The 15,476-nt window shown below is 70.7% G+C and carries 14 protein-coding genes; 2 read left to right on the plus strand and 12 right to left on the minus strand.

Features of this window, described 5'->3' with window-relative positions; translation table 11 throughout:
- Positions 1–21: 21 nt before the first annotated feature.
- The 4 genes from fxsA to ACIRR9_RS19510 all read right to left on the minus strand — a co-directional run bounded on the left by fxsA (position 22) and on the right by ACIRR9_RS19510 (position 4,302).
- Entirely contained in the window at positions 22–585 is a 564-nt protein-coding gene (fxsA, locus tag ACIRR9_RS19495; protein ID WP_403258151.1) for an FxsA family membrane protein, read from the minus strand.
- Positions 586–690: 105 nt separating this feature from the next.
- Positions 691–1,485 (minus strand): polyprenol monophosphomannose synthase, encoded by a 795-nt coding sequence (locus ACIRR9_RS19500; RefSeq protein ID WP_365343114.1) that lies wholly within the window; start codon positions 1,483–1,485, stop codon positions 691–693.
- 610 nt (positions 1,486–2,095) lie between these two features.
- A complete protein-coding gene (locus ACIRR9_RS19505; protein WP_403753185.1) occupies positions 2,096–3,700 on the minus strand; it encodes an amidohydrolase in 1,605 nt (534 codons plus the stop codon).
- Between the two features lie 161 nt (positions 3,701–3,861).
- Positions 3,862–4,302 carry an Lrp/AsnC family transcriptional regulator gene (locus tag ACIRR9_RS19510; RefSeq protein WP_004002750.1) on the minus strand — a complete coding sequence of 147 codons (441 nt, stop codon included), beginning with the start codon at positions 4,300–4,302 and terminating at the stop codon, positions 3,862–3,864.
- 266 nt (positions 4,303–4,568) lie between these two features.
- On the opposite strand from ACIRR9_RS19510, the gene ACIRR9_RS19515 reads away from it, so the two are divergent.
- Positions 4,569–5,027, plus strand: coding sequence for a hypothetical protein (locus ACIRR9_RS19515; protein WP_403753188.1), 459 nt, complete (start codon positions 4,569–4,571; stop codon positions 5,025–5,027).
- Position 5,028: 1 nt separating this feature from the next.
- Here the strand turns inward: ACIRR9_RS19515 and ACIRR9_RS19520 are convergent, their stop codons facing one another.
- The 3 genes from ACIRR9_RS19520 to ACIRR9_RS19530 all read right to left on the minus strand — a co-directional run bounded on the left by ACIRR9_RS19520 (position 5,029) and on the right by ACIRR9_RS19530 (position 8,764).
- The gene (locus ACIRR9_RS19520; RefSeq protein WP_403753191.1) at positions 5,029–6,132 is read right to left on the minus strand and encodes a phosphotransferase family protein; all 1,104 of its coding nucleotides are present in this window, start codon (positions 6,130–6,132) and stop codon (positions 5,029–5,031) included.
- An 11-nt stretch (positions 6,133–6,143) separates the two neighbouring features.
- The gene (locus ACIRR9_RS19525) at positions 6,144–7,241 is read right to left on the minus strand and encodes a hypothetical protein (RefSeq protein ID WP_403753194.1); all 1,098 of its coding nucleotides are present in this window, start codon (positions 7,239–7,241) and stop codon (positions 6,144–6,146) included.
- Positions 7,242–7,591: 350 nt separating this feature from the next.
- Positions 7,592–8,764 carry an acyl-CoA dehydrogenase family protein gene (locus tag ACIRR9_RS19530; RefSeq protein WP_403753197.1) on the minus strand — a complete coding sequence of 391 codons (1,173 nt, stop codon included), beginning with the start codon at positions 8,762–8,764 and terminating at the stop codon, positions 7,592–7,594.
- A 331-nt stretch (positions 8,765–9,095) separates the two neighbouring features.
- Here ACIRR9_RS19530 and ACIRR9_RS19535 point away from each other — a divergent pair, with 331 nt between their 5' ends.
- A complete protein-coding gene (locus ACIRR9_RS19535; RefSeq protein ID WP_403753200.1) occupies positions 9,096–10,328 on the plus strand; it encodes a glycoside hydrolase family 18 protein in 1,233 nt (410 codons plus the stop codon).
- 64 nt (positions 10,329–10,392) lie between these two features.
- Here ACIRR9_RS19535 and ACIRR9_RS19540 read toward each other — a convergent pair whose 3' ends face one another.
- The 5 genes from ACIRR9_RS19540 to ACIRR9_RS19560 form a co-directional block, all read right to left on the minus strand.
- The gene (locus tag ACIRR9_RS19540) at positions 10,393–11,052 is read right to left on the minus strand and encodes a TetR/AcrR family transcriptional regulator (protein ID WP_403753203.1); all 660 of its coding nucleotides are present in this window, start codon (positions 11,050–11,052) and stop codon (positions 10,393–10,395) included.
- Positions 11,053–11,117: 65 nt separating this feature from the next.
- The gene (locus tag ACIRR9_RS19545) at positions 11,118–11,258 is read right to left on the minus strand and encodes an SCO1431 family membrane protein (RefSeq protein ID WP_384570296.1); all 141 of its coding nucleotides are present in this window, start codon (positions 11,256–11,258) and stop codon (positions 11,118–11,120) included.
- Between the two features lie 106 nt (positions 11,259–11,364).
- Complete coding sequence (locus ACIRR9_RS19550) at positions 11,365–12,747, minus strand: peptidase C39 family protein (RefSeq protein WP_403753207.1); 1,383 nt, start codon at positions 12,745–12,747, stop codon at positions 11,365–11,367.
- A 185-nt stretch (positions 12,748–12,932) separates the two neighbouring features.
- Positions 12,933–14,387: an amino acid permease gene (locus tag ACIRR9_RS19555; RefSeq protein WP_403753708.1), complete on the minus strand. Its 1,455-nt coding sequence runs from the start codon at positions 14,385–14,387 to the stop codon at positions 12,933–12,935.
- Between the two features lie 87 nt (positions 14,388–14,474).
- A complete protein-coding gene (locus ACIRR9_RS19560) occupies positions 14,475–15,425 on the minus strand; it encodes a hypothetical protein (protein WP_403753210.1) in 951 nt (316 codons plus the stop codon).
- Between the last annotated feature and the right edge of the window lie 51 nt (positions 15,426–15,476).

Below are 15,476 nucleotides of genomic sequence, written 5' to 3' on the forward strand. Positions count from 1 at the left end.
CGGAAGAACCGGGGCGGCCGGTCACCGCGTCAGCGGCGGCCGCTCCTTCGTCGGCTCGTCCCCGTCCTCCGGAGCGTCGCTGCGGATCACCTCGCCCTGGACCACCTTCCCGTCCGGGCGGTGCATGCGGGCCTGCTGGAAGGCGTTGCCCAGGGTGCCGGGGGCGGCGGCGCGGAGCTTGCGGTCGAGGGTGCGCTCCGTGAGGCGGGAGACCGCCTTCTGGACCGGCGGCAGCAGAAGCAGCAGGCCGAGCGCGTCGGAGACCAGACCGGGGATCATGAGCAGCAGGCCGCCGAGCATCATCAGGCCGTTGCCGCCGCCGCGCTCCGGGGAGCCGCCGCGCTGGATCGCCTCGTTGAGGCTCCGGAAGGCACGTCGGCCGGCCCGCTTGATGACCACGGAACCGGCGACGAAACCCGCCACCAGCAGCAGGAACACGGTCATGCCGCCCGCCGCGCCGGCGACCACCGTCAGCAGCCAGATCTCCAGCACCAGCCACGCCGCCACACCCAGCGGCAGATATCTGGCCAGCCGGGAGCGCCGGGGCCGGGCGGTGTACGGAGGGGTCTGCGCGCCAGTCGTCATGCTCCCAGTGTGCCTGGGCCCGGCTCAGTGCGGGATAAGGGGATGATCGACCGGATCTGTGAGTGTTCCGGGCCCTCGCTGTGATCGCCGGGCCCCACGTCCCCGCTAGGGCCGCTTGCCCTTGCCGGTGATCTTTCCCACTCGCTCGGTGACGCCCCACGAGGTGACCCGCCACAGGGCCTCCACGAGGATGTCGCGGCTCATCTTGGAGTCGCCCAGCTCACGCTCCACGAACGTGATGGGCACCTCCACGACGTGGAAGCCGGCCTTGATCGCCCGGCGGGCCAGGTCGACCTGGAAGCAGTAGCCCTGGGAGGCGACCTCGTCCAGGCCCAGGCCCTCCAGCGTCTCGCGCCGGAAGGCGCGGTAGCCGCCGGTGATGTCCCGGAGCGGGAGGTCGAGGGCGAGGCGGGAGTACAGGGATCCGCCCCGGGAGATGAACTCGCGGGACTTCGGCCAGTTGACGACCCGGCCGCCGGGTACCCAGCGGGAGCCGAGCACCAGGTCGGCGCCCTTCAGCGCGGTGAGCAGGCGGGGCAGCTCCTCCGGCTGGTGGGAGCCGTCGGCGTCCATCTCGACGAGCACGCCGTAGCCGTTGTCCATGCCCCAGTGGAAGCCCGCGAGGTAGGCGGCGCCGAGGCCCTCCTTGCCCTTGCGGTGCAGCACCTGGACATGGTCGTCCTCGGCGGCCAGTTCGTCGGCGAGCTTGCCCGTGCCATCGGGGCTGTTGTCGTCCGCCACCAGAACGTGCGCCTCGGGGACGGCCTTGCGCACCCGGCCGACGATGGACTTGATGTTCTCCGCCTCGTTGTAGGTCGGAATGATCACCAAGGCCGTGCCGAGCGGGCCGAACTGCCTACCCTGGGCCTTTGCCGCGAGGGTCCCGTCGCCGTCGTTCACTGCTGCCCCTTCATGTCGTACGCAGGGGTCCCACCATAGTGGCCGCGGCCTGCGCTGACGTGACAGCTCATTCGTATGGTGGTGTCGATTGCACAAGAACGGGGTAAGGATGCCCGTTTCGGGTGGCCGTCATCCTCGCTTTCGCCACCCTGTTCCCCCGCACAGCGACTTTGTTCCCCTACGGATGGGGGCCCGGCGCCCTTCGGGCCGACCTGGGGCCCGCTGGCTGCGGGTCGACCGAAAGCCGTTGTCTACTGAGCGTCCGGGCCCCACCCGGGTCACACCTCCCGACCGGCCGGAACGTTCCCTCGTCGGCGCGGGCGCTGAGCCTGGCTCCCAGTGACGGTGCCCCGGTGCGGCACACCGTCCCTGACCCAGCGGCGCTGCGACGAGTGCGCGAACTGCTCCCCGGTCGGGCGTCCGGTGGTGGACTCCGCCGAACCTACCGGCCTGCTGCGGCTGGCTGTCAACAGTCGTCTGACCTGGCCTGACGACCTCAAACCCCTGGTCAGCGGGGAGGATGTGCAGGTCGCGCGACGGGGCGACGGCGGTCGATCGCGGTCGCGCCACCCCGGGAGATCACTCGCCCGGCCGTACGAATGCGACCGGGTCACTCGCCCGGTCGTACGAACACGGTCCGGCCGCCCACCACGGTACGCAGACAGACCGGCAGGTCACGTCCCGGGGTCAGGTCGGGCAGGCCGGGGGTGCCGGAGCGAGGGTCGGTGGACCAGCGGGCGACGCGGTCGTCGGGTGCCTGGACGACGAGTTCGTCGGTGCGCCAGACCGCGTAGTCGGCGGGCGCGCCGGGCACCAGGACGCCCGCGTCGTCCCGGCCGATCGCCCGCCAGCCGCCGCGCGTGTGCGCCGTGAACGCGGCGCGTACGGAGACGCGGTGCTCGGGCGTGCGGTGGAAGGCGGCGGCGCGGACGGTCCCCCAGGGATCCAGGGGGGTGACCGGGCTGTCGGAGCCGAAGGCGAGCGGGACCCCGGCCTTGAGGAGGGCCGCGTAGGGGTTCAGGGTGCGCGCCCGCTCCGTGCCGAGCCGCCGGGCGTACATGCCGTCCTCGCCGCCCCACAGAGCGTCGAAGGCCGGCTGCACGGAGGCGATCAGACCGAGTTCCGCGAAGGCTGCGATGTGCTCGGGCGTGAGCATCTCGGCGTGCTCGACACGGTGCCGGGCGGCGCGGACGCGGGCCGGGCCGACCTTCTCGGCGGCGGCGCGCACGCCCTCCACGACGGCGCTCACGGCGGCGTCGCCGATGGCGTGGAAGCCCGCCTGCAGGCCGGCCTCGGTGCAGGAGGTGACATGGGCGGCGACGGCGGCCGCGTCCAGGTAGGCGGCACCGGTGTGGCCCGCGTCGGCGTACGGCTCGTCCAGGCAGGCGGTGTGGGAGCCGAGGGCGCCGTCCACGAACAGATCACCGGCGGCGCCGAGCGCGCCCAGCTCGCGCGCCTTGTCGGCGTCCTCCTCCGCCCAGTAGCCGACCACCCGGGGGCCGGGCAGCCCGGCGGCGAGCCTCAGCAGCCCGGTGAAGTCGTCCTCGGAGGAGATCTTCGGCCCCCCGCACTCGTGCACGGTGCCGATGCCGAGGGAGGCCGCGTGCGCGAGGGCGGTGCGCTGGGCCTCGGTGCGCTGCGCGGGCGTCACAGCCGCGAACGCGGCGGCGCGTACGGCGTGGTGGGCGTCGCTCGTCAGTGGAGCGTCCGCCCGCGGGACCGCGCCCGGGACCAGGTCCAGCAGGGCCGTGGTGACGACGGCCGAGTGGACGTCGATACGGGAGAGATAGAGGGGACGTCCGCGGGTGGCCGCGTCCAGCTCGGCGCGGGTCGGCGGGCGGCCGTCGGACCAGCGGGAGGCGTCCCAGCCGTGCCCGAGCAGGACCCGGTCGTCCGGGCGGGCGGCGGCGAAGTCCCGAACCAGCGCGAGGGCGGCGTCCAACGAGGCCGCCCCGGACAGGTCGAGGCCGGTCAGTGCGAGCCCGGTGGACGTGGTGTGGACATGGGCGTCCGTGAAAGCGGGGGTGACCAGGGCGCCGTCCAGGTCGACGATCTCGTCGGCACCGTCCGCGAAGGCGTCGGCGGCCCCCTCGGATCCGACCCAGGCCACCTGCCCCCGCTCCACGACCATCGCGGTAGCGAACGGATCGGCGGGACTGTGCACCTCTCCACGACGGAGGAGGACGGTCTTGGGCTCGGGGCTGCGCTCACTCATGGGCACCAGTCTCGCGCCTGACACCGATCACTCTGAACGAGGGGCACCCCGAACGCGCCCCGAAAGGGGCGCGGGGCTGTGTCGATATGCGGCTCCGCCGCGTGGACGCGACCAGCCACGACGGGCCCGCAGCCAACCGACGGCCGACACTTCAACGGCGCTCAAATCCTCGGCGGCCGTGCCTCATAAGGCGTCGACAACACCACCGTCGTCCGCGTGGACACCCCCGCCAGGCTGCGCAGCCGCGCCAGCAGCTCCTCCAGTTCGTGCGGGGTCGCCACCCGCACCTTGAGGATGTAGTTCTCGTCGCCGGCCACACTGTGGCACGCCTCGATCTCGGGGACGCCCGCCAGACGGTCCGCGATGTCGTCGGGTGCGCTGGGGTCGAACGGTTTCACCGAGATGAACGCCGTCATGGGCAGCCCGACGGCCTCCGGGTCCACGACCGCGGCATAGCCGCGGATCACACCGCGCTGTTCCAGCCGGCGCACCCGCTGGTGCACGGCCGACGTGGAAAGACCCGTGGCCTTGCCCAGGTCTGTGTAGCTCATCCGCCCGTCCTTGACGAGCAGCTGCACAATTTGACGGTCCAGCTCCTCCATGGCGCAAAAACTACATTGCGCCTGATCTCCTGGGATACCTCAGCGGCGCAGGTCATGGCCGGTTCGTGATGTGACAGGGAGCAGGCTGTGCGCCGTCTGAGGGACAAATCCACCGCACCGGGCACCTGCGTTCGGCATGTGACGAACGACACAGCCCCTGAGTGGGCTCCGTGATGGTCTCGTGATTACCCCGTAGACCGGACGGGAAGTGCTTGCTGTGGTCGAGGCCGCAGCGCCTTACGGCCCAGCCCGAGGGGGAGTTACCCATGCAGAGTCTCAAGCGCCCTGGTCGCACCACGTCCAAGCGCCCGCAGTTGGTCGTCGAGCCCGAGCCGGAGGGCGTCGAACCCGACCTCTTCGACGTCGATGAACTGGACGACTACGACACCTTCGAGATGTACCGGGTGATCTGCCCGGACTGCGCGCAGTCCATCGCGCTGCTGGCGGACGAGGAGTTCCTGCCGGAGCACGCGCTGTGCGCCTCGCCGTGGAACCCGTTCGGTCTCACGGTCTGTGCCGGTACGGGCCGCGCGGCCGCCGACATCCGCTCCACGGACGAGTCGACCGAGCCGCAGGAGCAGGAGACCGCCCTCCTGCTCGTCCTCCCGCAGAGTCTGAACTGGCGCACACAGCCGTTCTCGCACGTCGGCGGCCCGGGCTCGCGCCCGATGCACGTACCGGCGATGCGCCGCGGCGGCTACGCCGTCGACCGCCAGGCCGCCTGAGTCACCGCACCGCGTCCCAGTAGCTGCCCTGCACCATGGCGCGCAGACTGCCGTGGTGCAGGATCAGTGTGTCCGGATCCGCCGGGACGGCGACCTCTTTGAAGTGCACCTGCCGATAGGCGATGCGCAGCATGACGATCGCGTGCCGCAGGGCGGCGTACAGGGTGTAGAAGTCCATGTCGCGCGGGGTGTGGCCGGTCAGCCGGGCGTAGCGGGCCTCGATGCGGTCGCGGCGCAGGAAGCCCGGCAGCCCGCGCTGTCCGGAGGCGGCCGTGAGGTCCTGGAAGAAGCGGTGCAGATAGACGGTCCAGCCGAGGTCCACCTCGCGCGGGGCCGGTGCCGCCATCTCCCAGTCGAGGACGGCGACGGGGTCGAAGCCGTCGTAGACGACGTTGCCGATGCGCGCGTCGCCCCAGTTGAGGACGGGTGTGCCGGTCTCGCGCGGCCACCACTGCGCCAGCCTGTCGAACGCGGCCTCGATCAGGGGTGAGCGGGCGAGCCCGTCCACCACCCAGTCGTAGTAGGCGCGTTGGGACTCGACGTGCCGGTGCAGGGCATCACCCTCCCCGGGGAGGGCCAGGAACTCCGCTTCCGTCACAGGGACTTGGTCGTGCAGCCGGGCCAACAGCCCGACGGACGCGGCTTCGAGACGATCGCGTTCGGCGTCGGTCGCCGCGTGCAGCCAATTCCCCTCGTAGGTATAGGGCATGACATCGGGCGGGACGCGCCCCTCGACCCGTGCCATGACGAAGAAGGGCGCGCCGAGCGGTCCCGGGTCCTCCTCCAGCCACAGCACTCGGGGTACGGGCAGGTCGGTGTGTTCGGCGACCAGTCGCATGGTGCGGTACTGGCGGGTCATGTCGTAGGACGGGAAGACCGTGTACGCCGAAGGGTCCGCCGCGAGTCTCAACGCGCAGGTCCGCAGAGGTGGTTCGGGGTGCTCGATGTCGAAAAGCAGGGTCTCGCTGGACAGGCCGTTGGAGACGGGGACGGTGACGCCGACCGCCTTGGCACCGGGGAGCCGGGTGTCCAGCCAGGCCGTCAGCCGGCGCGTGAGGTCCTCCGGGTCTCGGGTGGTGGTGCGCGGGCGCGGTTTTGCCGTCATCGTGGCCTCCCTCAGGGCGCCACCGAGTCGAAGCCGGTGAAGCCGCTCGGATCGTGTCTGCCGAACGAGCCGTGCTCGAAGATGCCGTACCCGACCCGGCCGTCCAGGCGGAAGCGGGCGGAGTGGTCGGTGACGCCGTAGGCCGCGCGGGGGTGGGGTGCGGTCAGGTCGTAGGTACGGCGGTCCACCCAGGCGCGGCCCTGCCAGGTGCCGTGCTGCCAGTCGTCCGCCGGTGGGTAGCCGGCGCCGACCGCGAGCGGTGAGGAGGCGAGGATCTCCGCCTCCAGCTCCTGGGGTTTGCGCGGGTCGCCTAGGTGGATGACGGCGCGTTCGGGGTGTCGGGTGCCGGAGCGGTAGCTGATCTCGGTGTGGGGCCAGCCGAGTTGGCGGTCGCGGTGGCCGGGGCGGACCAGGGTGGCGTCGTTGAGGGTGCGGTGGCCGTCGGCGTCCTCCTGGGTGATGACCATCAGGAAGCGGTCCTCGAAGCGGACCGGGGACCAGATCCAGTGGAAGCCCTCGGCCGGGTGCTCCGCGGCGAGCCGGCCGCCCTCCTCCCCCGGGATCGGGCGGACGCCCCAGCTGCGGTCCCGGGTGCCGGTCCAGTCGGCCGGGTCGACGCGGAACTCCTCGTCCCCGGCCCGGATCACCCCGGACACTCCCCCGGCCTGCACGAACCTGCGGCCCTCCAACGTCAGCCGGCCGCCCCGGCGCTGCAGGTGGTGCGGCTCCCACAGGGCCGGGAAGTCCGCGGTCCAGGTGAGGTCGTACGAGATCGAGTCGTCGCAGGTCAGACGGAAGCGGCGGAGCGGTTCCTCGACCTCGATGCGCAGCGGGCCGACCGCCAGCCGCATCCGGTCGTCGCCGAGGGCGTCCGAGGCCCGTACGGCGTGCAGGGTGTCCCCGGTGCGCAGGGTGGCGTAGGCGTCGATCACGCCGACGTTGGGGTAGACGCCGAGGCCGAGAATGAGCAGGGCGCGGCCGCGGTGGTCCAGGACGTGGAAGATGCAGCGGTCGTAGGCGTTCCGGTCCCCGGTGGCGACGTGCTTCATGGAGAGCGGGACCTGGTGCACGGGGTACTCGTCGAGCGGTACGGGACGGTCGTCGGCCACGGCAGGCCTCCCCGGAGGCTGGAGACGGTCCGGCTGACGGTACGTCAGAAAGCGGGGACTGGCCAGACGCGGGGCGGACGCCCACGAACTCACTCGCGATTCCGGTGATCGGTGACCAGGGCGGCCGCGGCCGCGTTGGCCCGGCATGACGACCACGTACTCGACCCTCGGCCGTCAGCGCCGGATCCTCGTACCCCTGCCCGCGGCAGCGCTTCCGCCGCCCGTGCCGCAGGATGGGCCCATCTACCGCGACCTCATGCGCACCTGGGCCGACCGGGGCCGCACCCTGCCGGGCCGCCACGACCCGGAGTGGATCAGGCTGACGGCCCCGACGGTCGCACGCGGGCAGTTCAGCGACTTTCAGGTCCCGCCACATGACGGGCGATGACCATCCGCTGGATCTGGTTGGTGCCCTCGACGATCTGCAGGACCTTGGCCTCGCGCATGAAGCGCTCGACCGGGAAGTCCGCGGTGTAGCCGTAGCCGCCCAGTATCTGGACGGCGTCGGTGGTCACCTTCATCGCGGTGTCCGTGCAGTGCAGCTTGGCCATGGCGGCCTGCTTGGCGAACGGCCGGCCCGCGTCCCGGAGCCTCGCCGCCGCGAGATAGAGGGCGCGGCCGGCCTCGATCTGGGTGGCCATGTCGGCGATCATGAAGCGCAGGCCCTGGAAGTCGGAGATGGGGTGGCCGAACTGGCGTCGGCCGGTGGCGTAGGCGACGGCCTCGTCCAGGGCCGCCTGGGCCAGGCCGATCGCACAGGCCGCGATGCCGAGCCGGCCGGAGTCCAGCGCGGAGAGGGCGATGGCGAAGCCCTGCCCCTCCTCGCCGAGCCGGCGGTCGTCGCCGACCCGGACGTCGTCGAAGTGGACCTGGGCGGTGGGCGAGCCCTTCATGCCCATCTTCTTCTCGGGCACCGCGCCGCTGAGGCCCTCGGCGTCACCGGGGACCAGGAAGGCGGTGATCCCGTGCGAGCCCTCCCCGCCGGTACGGGCCATCACGGTGTAGAAGTCGGCGATGCCGCCGTGGGTGATCCAGGCCTTGGTGCCGTTGATCACCCAGGAGTCACCGTCCCGGACGGCCCTGGTCCGCAGCGAGGCGGCGTCGGAACCGGAGGCCGGCTCCGAGAGGCAGTAGGCGCCGAGCAGGCCGCCGCCGAGTATCGCTGGCAGGTGCTCGACCTGCTGCTCCTTGGTGCCGTAGGCGGCGAGCGCGTAACCGGCGAGGGTGTGCACACTGACGCCCAGTCCGACGGTCAGACGGGCCGTGGCCAGTTCCTCCAGCACCTGGAGGTAGACCTCGTAGGGCTGGTCGCCGCCGCCGTACTCGGAGTCGTAGGGCAGGCCGAGCAGGCCTGACTCCGAGAGCAGGGTGAAGACCTCACGCGGGAAGCGTCCGGCGTCCTCCTCCTCGGCCGCCTTCGGCGCGATCTCACGGTGGGCGATCTCCCGGACCAGCGAGAGCAGGTCCCTCGCCTCTTCCGTGGGCAGTTGACGCTCCACCGGCTGCGGGTCGCGGTCGGACATGGCGTCGGTCTCCTCCCTGTCGGGCACCGGCGGTCGCCGCCCTCGGGTAGGGGCGGCTCCGCCTGTTCGTTCGGGTGCGGCCGAGGTGGGCCTTTCCGGGTCTCGGAAGCGGCTGACCTGCGACTGCGCAGTGAGTATGCCCGATCGGGGACCTCCAGTCACCAGTTAACGACCGCTTACTTCGCTAATTCCAGGACAACATTCACCAGTCGCGAAATTGGTCCGAACCATTGACCTGACTGGTCTAGTCCTCCTAGTGTTCATGACCAACACTTTACCGCGTTCATGCCAATCGGCGCGCGTTCCCCTCTCCCCCAGGAGGAGACACCCGATGCACACTCCCCACCGCTCCCGGTTCCGGGCGCTGCTGTCCGCGGCCTGTTGTGCCGTCCTGGGCGCCGGACTGCTGGCCGGCGCGGGCACCGCCTCCGCGGCCGCCCCGTCCGCCCCACAGGTGAAGGCCGGCTCCAAGGTCGTCGGCTACTTCACGGAATGGGGCACCTACCAGCGGAACTACCTGGTCAAGAACGTCGAGACCTCCGGCTCCGCCGCGAAGCTCACCCACATCAACTACGCCTTCGGCAACGTCACCGGCGGCAAGTGCGCGATGGGCGACTCCTACGCGGCCACCGACCGCGCCTACACCGCCGCCGAGTCGGTGGACGGCGTCGCCGACACCTGGGACCAGCCGCTGCGCGGCAACTTCAACCAGCTGCTGAAGCTGAAGAAGAAGCACCCCAATCTCAAGATCCTCTGGTCCTTCGGCGGCTGGACCTGGTCCAGCGGCTTCGGCGAGGCCGCCAAGAACCCGGCCGCCTTCGCCCAGTCCTGCTACGACCTGGTGAAGAACTCCAAGTGGGCCCGTGTCTTCGACGGCATCGACATCGACTGGGAGTACCCGAACGCCTGTGGCAACACCTGTGACACCAGCGGCCGGGACGCCTTCAGGAACCTGATGGCGGCGCTGCGGTCGAAGTTCGGCAGCGGTTCGCTGGTCACGGCCGCGATCACGGCGGACGCCACCGGCGGCGGCAAGATCGACGCGGCCGACTACGCGGGCGCGGCACAGTACGTCGACTGGTACAACCCGATGACGTACGACTACTTCGGCGCCTGGGCCTCGACCGGCCCGACCGCCCCGCACTCGCCGCTGAACTCCTACTCCGGCATCCCGACGGCGAACTTCTACACCTCGGCGACCATCGCCAAGCTCAGGGGCCTCGGCATCCCGGCCGCCAAGCTGCTGCTCGGCATCGGCTTCTACGGCCGCGGCTGGACCGGCGTCACCCAGGCGGCCCCCGGCGGCACGGCGACCGGCCCGGCGGCGGGGACGTACGAGCAGGGCATCGACGACTACAAGGTGCTCAAGACCAAGTGCCCGGCGACCGGCACGGTCGGCGGCACGGCGTACGCCAAGTGCGGGAGCGACTGGTGGAGTTACGACACCCCGGCGACCATCGCGACCAAGATGACGTACAGGAACCAGCAGGGCCTCGGCGGCACCTTCTTCTGGGAGCTGAGCGGCGACACCACCAACGGTGAGCTGATCAGGGCCATCAACTAGCCCCCGTCACGGGGGACTTGGGGCGGGGGTACCACGAGACTCCCGCCCCTTGTGCAGTTCCTCGTCAGGCGTCCCGGCGGGCCGGGGGCGGGGCGGGGTAGGCCGGGTCGATCTCCTCGATGGCACGCAGGGTGCCGCCGAGCGTCTTGACCAGGAGATCGCGCATGGTGTCGCGGGAGAGTCCGGGGCGGTCGATCCAGTCGAGGGTCGCGCCCTCCACGCTGCACAGCCAGGAGAGCAGGCCCATCCTGGGGAGCGGGGCGACGTCGGTGCGGCCGTAGGCGCCCTCGGCGATGGTCGCGACGATCGCCTCGCGCACCCCGTCCCGGATGGCGTGCACCTCGGTGTCGAAGCCGACCCCGCCGCTGACGATGGTGCGGTAGGCCGCCTGGTGGTGCTCGGCGTAGCGCAGGTAGCTGTCGATGGTGCGGTGGACACGGTCCACCTGAGGCAGCTCCAGGCCGCTCGCGGCAAAGGTGACCAGGTCGGCGACGGAGTCCTGGATGATCGCCAGATAGTAGCCGCGCTTGGACTGGAAGTAGTAGTAGATCAGCCCTTTGGCGACATGCGCCTGCTTGGCGATGTCGTCCATGGAGAGCGCGTCGTAGGAGGTGTCGGCGAACAACTTCCGCCCGATGGCGATGAGTTCGGCACGACGAGCCACGGAGCGCTCGGTGCCGCGCGCCTGGGGACGGGCGACGGCACGTTGTTGACTGATATTCAAATCCGACCCTGGTCTCAACGGGCTGTGGGACACCCGCAGTATGTCAGCTCGGGTCGTGGGTCAGGTCACAGCAGCCCGAGTTGGGTCACCAGCATGGCGATGACCACGACAAGGGTCCAGCCCATGATGTGTTCCAGGGCCTTCGGGCCGTCTTCCTTCGGGCCGCCGGTACGGGCGCGGGCTGCGGTGGCGGAGTTCGTGGTCATGCCGTCCACCATGCCACCGATTGCGGCTTTTGCGGCGGAGAGCTTGGTCACAGATCAGCGGCCCCCGAAGTACCCGGAGGCCGCTGTCGTGCCTGGTCAGCGCTGGTCAGCGCACACCCACCGCGTCGAGCGCCTTGAGCTGGCTCGGGCTCGGAGCGGCCGGGAAGTACAGGTAGCAGATGCCCCCGGTGCCCGAGACGACCTTGCCGCTGGCGTTGTACCGCTTGGTGCGCAGCCAGATGTTCTCGAACTCCCGCCGGAGATAGACCCGTCGGACCGCGTCGTCGGCGGCCGAGAACGGGTCGTTGGCGATCACGTCGCCTTCCGCGGTGAAGCCGATCACGGTCATCAGATGCCCCGAGGTGCCGTATCCGGCGCCCGTCAGCTCCGACGACAGGAACGACTGTGACGTTATGGCCGGGATACCGGCCGCGATCAGGGTCTCCAGGTCGGTCAGGGAGGCCAGTCGCGTCACCACGCCCTGGAGGTCCTTGTAGGTGGCGGCGTAGGCGGCGTTGAACGGCCAGTTGCCGCAGCCCCCGTACTGGTGGTCGTAGGTGTAGCGGGCCGCGTGGCAGACCTGGGGGTCGGTGTACGACGGGTCGACCCAGGCGAGCTGCGCGGCGGTGGGCCGGCCGCCCCAGTACTCGACGATCATCTGCGAGGAGGTGGGGCTGCACCAGGCCTCGCCGCCGTTGTCGTACTCGGGGTACTGGCCCTTGTGGATCTCCTGCGAGTAGCGCGGGACCTTGAGTTCCTGGGCCGGGCCGGGCGTGGAGGCGGGGACGGTGAAGCGGTCCGGGATGTCGGAGCCCATGGCGCCCAGCCGCCGGACGGTCGGGGTGAGCTTGGTGCCGGGCTTGCGGTACAGGGTCAGACGCAGCTGGTACGAGGTGAGGCGCAGGCCGGTCGAGGCGTCGCCGATGGCGAAGGTGTCCGTCGAGATGGCGCTCCTGCCGTCGCCCTGGCCGTCGACCGAGGTCCGCTTGATGTCCTGGTCGCCGGCGGCCCAGCGGCCCATCACGTACCAGGGGGTGGCGGTGCCGTCGGAGTAGGTGCCGTGCAGTTCGACCTGGATCCAGGTGCCGGCCGGGGTGTCCGCGTTCCAGGAGGCGACGGCCTCGGTGGCGGGGACGGCGAGCTGGTGCACCGGGCCGGTCCAGGTGCCGTACTCCCAGGTGGCGGTGGTGCCGGTGTGGGGGTCGGTGTAGGAGGTGGTGCCGGCCGGGGTGCCCATCACCACGCCGGGGCGGTCCCCGGCGACGGCTCCCACGCCCTTGGCGGTGCCGGTCCGCCAGTCGCTGTAGGTCGTCCAGGAGCGGTAGTCGATCGGGCGGGCCGGGGCCCGGCCGCCGCCCTCCTCCGCTTCGGTCCCGGGCGCCGCGGCCGCGGGCACCGCGGGGACCGCTCCCCCGGCCACGGCCGCGGCCGCGACGGAGGCGGCGGCTGCCAGAACGGTTCTGCGGGACGGCTGTTCGGCTCTGCTCATCGGCGGGGGACCCCCAGGGGTACGAGTCGGAGCTGGTCCGTTGCGAGACTGTGCGCCAACTATGGAACAGGCGCCATGCCCCTGCCGGCACTTCCGCCCGTGCCACGCCCACCGATATTGGTCTCGTCCGCCGAAAGGGCCCCGGCGCGGTGGCCGGGGCCTCCTTCGTGCGGGTCCTCGCCGGGTCAGATGAGGTCCATCGCGGCGACCTCGTCGGGGCGGCCGTAGCTGACCGGGCCCTGGAAGCGGCGGCGGGCGGTGGCGAACCACCAGACCGTGGCCACGACCAGGACGACGGCCAGGGCGATCGGCGCGTAGTTGAAGGAATCGACGGTGATCGGCGAGGCCTGCGGCAGCATGAACAGGATGCTGCTGAACAGGATCCAGGTCACCGCCAGCCAGCCGACCGGCTTGCTCCAGCGGCCCAGGTTCCACGGCCCCGGCTGGAACTCGTCGCCGAGGCGCAGCCGCAGGAACACCGGCACGGCGTAGGCGAGGAACAGGCCGACGACGTTGACGCTGACGATCGCGGTGAACGCCGTGTGCGACCACCAGCCCGGCACCACCAGGGCGACCGAGCAGGCCACCGCGAGCCACACCGCCTTGACGGGCGTACGGGTGCGGGGCGAGACCGAGTGCCACAGGCGGGAGCCGGGCATGGCGCCGTCGCGGGAGAAGGCGAAGATCTGCCGGGTGTTGCTGGTGAGATTGGCGAGGCCGCAGAAGAGCATGGCGCCGATGACGACGAGCAGCATCGCCTTGGCCCAGCCCATGCCGAGTCCGTCGATGAGAATCTGCACGGGCGGCGCGGAAGAGCTCGCCACCTTGTCGTAGTCGCCGATGCTGTACACCAGGGCGAGCATCAGGATGAGGCCCGTGATCGCCGAATAGCCGATCGAACGGGTGATCCCTCTGGGAGCGTTCACGGTCGCCTGGACCGTTTCCTCGGACATGTGGAAGCTGCCGTCGAAGCCGGTGAAGGTCCAACTGGTGACCAGCAGGCCGAGCATGCCGCCGTAAAGGCCGTTGGTGAAGCCGGTGTTGTTCACGAAATGCGTCACGAAGGACGCCGACTGATGATGGTCCGGCATCACGATCAGTGTGCTCACGATCACCACGAGTCCGATCAGCAGCCACCACACGGAAATCCGGTTCAGTACGGCGACGAGCTGGACGGTGTAGGTGTTGGCGAGCCCCTGGACCACGATGATCAGGGCCGTGATCAGCACCGTCTGGTGGGTGGTCGGCTCGTACGAGGGCCACTGCAGGGCGATGAAGGCCTGGATGAAGGTGGCGGCCGCGTATCCGGTGGCCGCCGTGCCGCCGATCTGGCCCACGAAGTTCAGCCAGCCCGTGTACCAGGACCAGGCACCCTTGTGCCGTTTGGCGAGCTTACCGGCGGAGAAATAGAGCGCGCCGCTCGTCGGATAGGCGGAGGCGACTTCCGCCATCGCGGCCCCGATGCACAGCACCAGCAGGCAGACCCCGATCCAGCCGAACACGAGAATGCGAGGGCCGCCCGCGTTCATACCGAATCCGAACGCCGAGAAAATTCCGGAGAGGATGTTGATGATGGTGAAGGAGATCGCGAAATTGTCGAATGCCTGGAATCGGCGGGTGAGTTTCCGCGGATATCCCATCGCATGCAGGGTCGCGTCGTCGTCGAGGGGGACGGAGTCCGCTGTGCGTTCTGACACTTACCGGCCTTTCTCTCTGTGAGGGTCGCTCTATGAGGGGATGGGCAGGCCGCAGGCGCGGCGGGCGCGGGAGAGCTGGTCGGCGGGCTCGCCGAAGACACTCCAGGGCATGCGGGAGGCGTACGGCCCCATGGCCGTGAAGACCGCCCGGGCCTCGAACTCGCACTGGGCCATGACCAGCGCGTGCGCCAGGTAGGCCAGGTCGAGTACCGGGGTGAAGCGGTATCCGGCCACCGTGGGCAGCCAGTTGCGGTAGACCGACAGCGCGGTGGCGCGCCACTGGGGCTGTTCCCAGACCCGCTCGGCGAGCAGCTGGGTGGGGTTGTGGCTCTCCACCAGGGCGACCAGGGGCAGCAGCCGTAACGCGGAGTCGGCGGGGGCGCGCTGACCGAGGAAGGCGGCGACGTCCCAGGCGGCGTTGACCGAGCCGCCGTACCGGGTGAAGAAGAAGGAGAGGAAACGGTGGTGCGCCTCGCGGTGCCAGGGATCCAGGGCGAGGACGTGGGCGAACAGCCGCCAGGGGCCGGGCGGTGAGGTCAGCAGGCCGGCGGGGGCGGGATCGTGCGGTCGGTGCAGTCGGGCCATGGCCAGCTTGGCGGCCCAGGGTGTGGGGTCGGCGGGGTCCATGGCGGCGGCCCGGTCGCAGGCGGCGAGGGCGATCCGCTCCAGCGCCTCGGCGCGCTCGTCGCGGGCGTCGGCCGCCCGGATCGCCCGCTGCACGGCCACCCGGGCCCACATCAGCGCGGACTCGCGGCCCGGCTCCTCGGCCAGCCAGCGTTCGACCAGATCGGTGCCGGCCGCCTCGGAGGCCAGGACCAGGGAGCGGTGGGCGCGCAGGGCGAAGTCGGAACGGGTCTCGGCCAGGGACTCCTGGGCACTTCGATATCTTCCGGCGCGCACGTCCACGCATACGCTCGCGAGCAAGCGGTCATCGGCCGCCGGATGCCATACGTAGTGCCCCTCGAATAACCCCGCGGCCATGTTCCCCTGTCCATCCCCGTATGACACCCAGCAGTCATGCAGAAGGCACCC

The organism is Streptomyces sp. NPDC101234 (assembly GCF_044767525.1).
GTDB classification, from domain to species: domain Bacteria; phylum Actinomycetota; class Actinomycetes; order Streptomycetales; family Streptomycetaceae; genus Streptomyces; species Streptomyces sasae.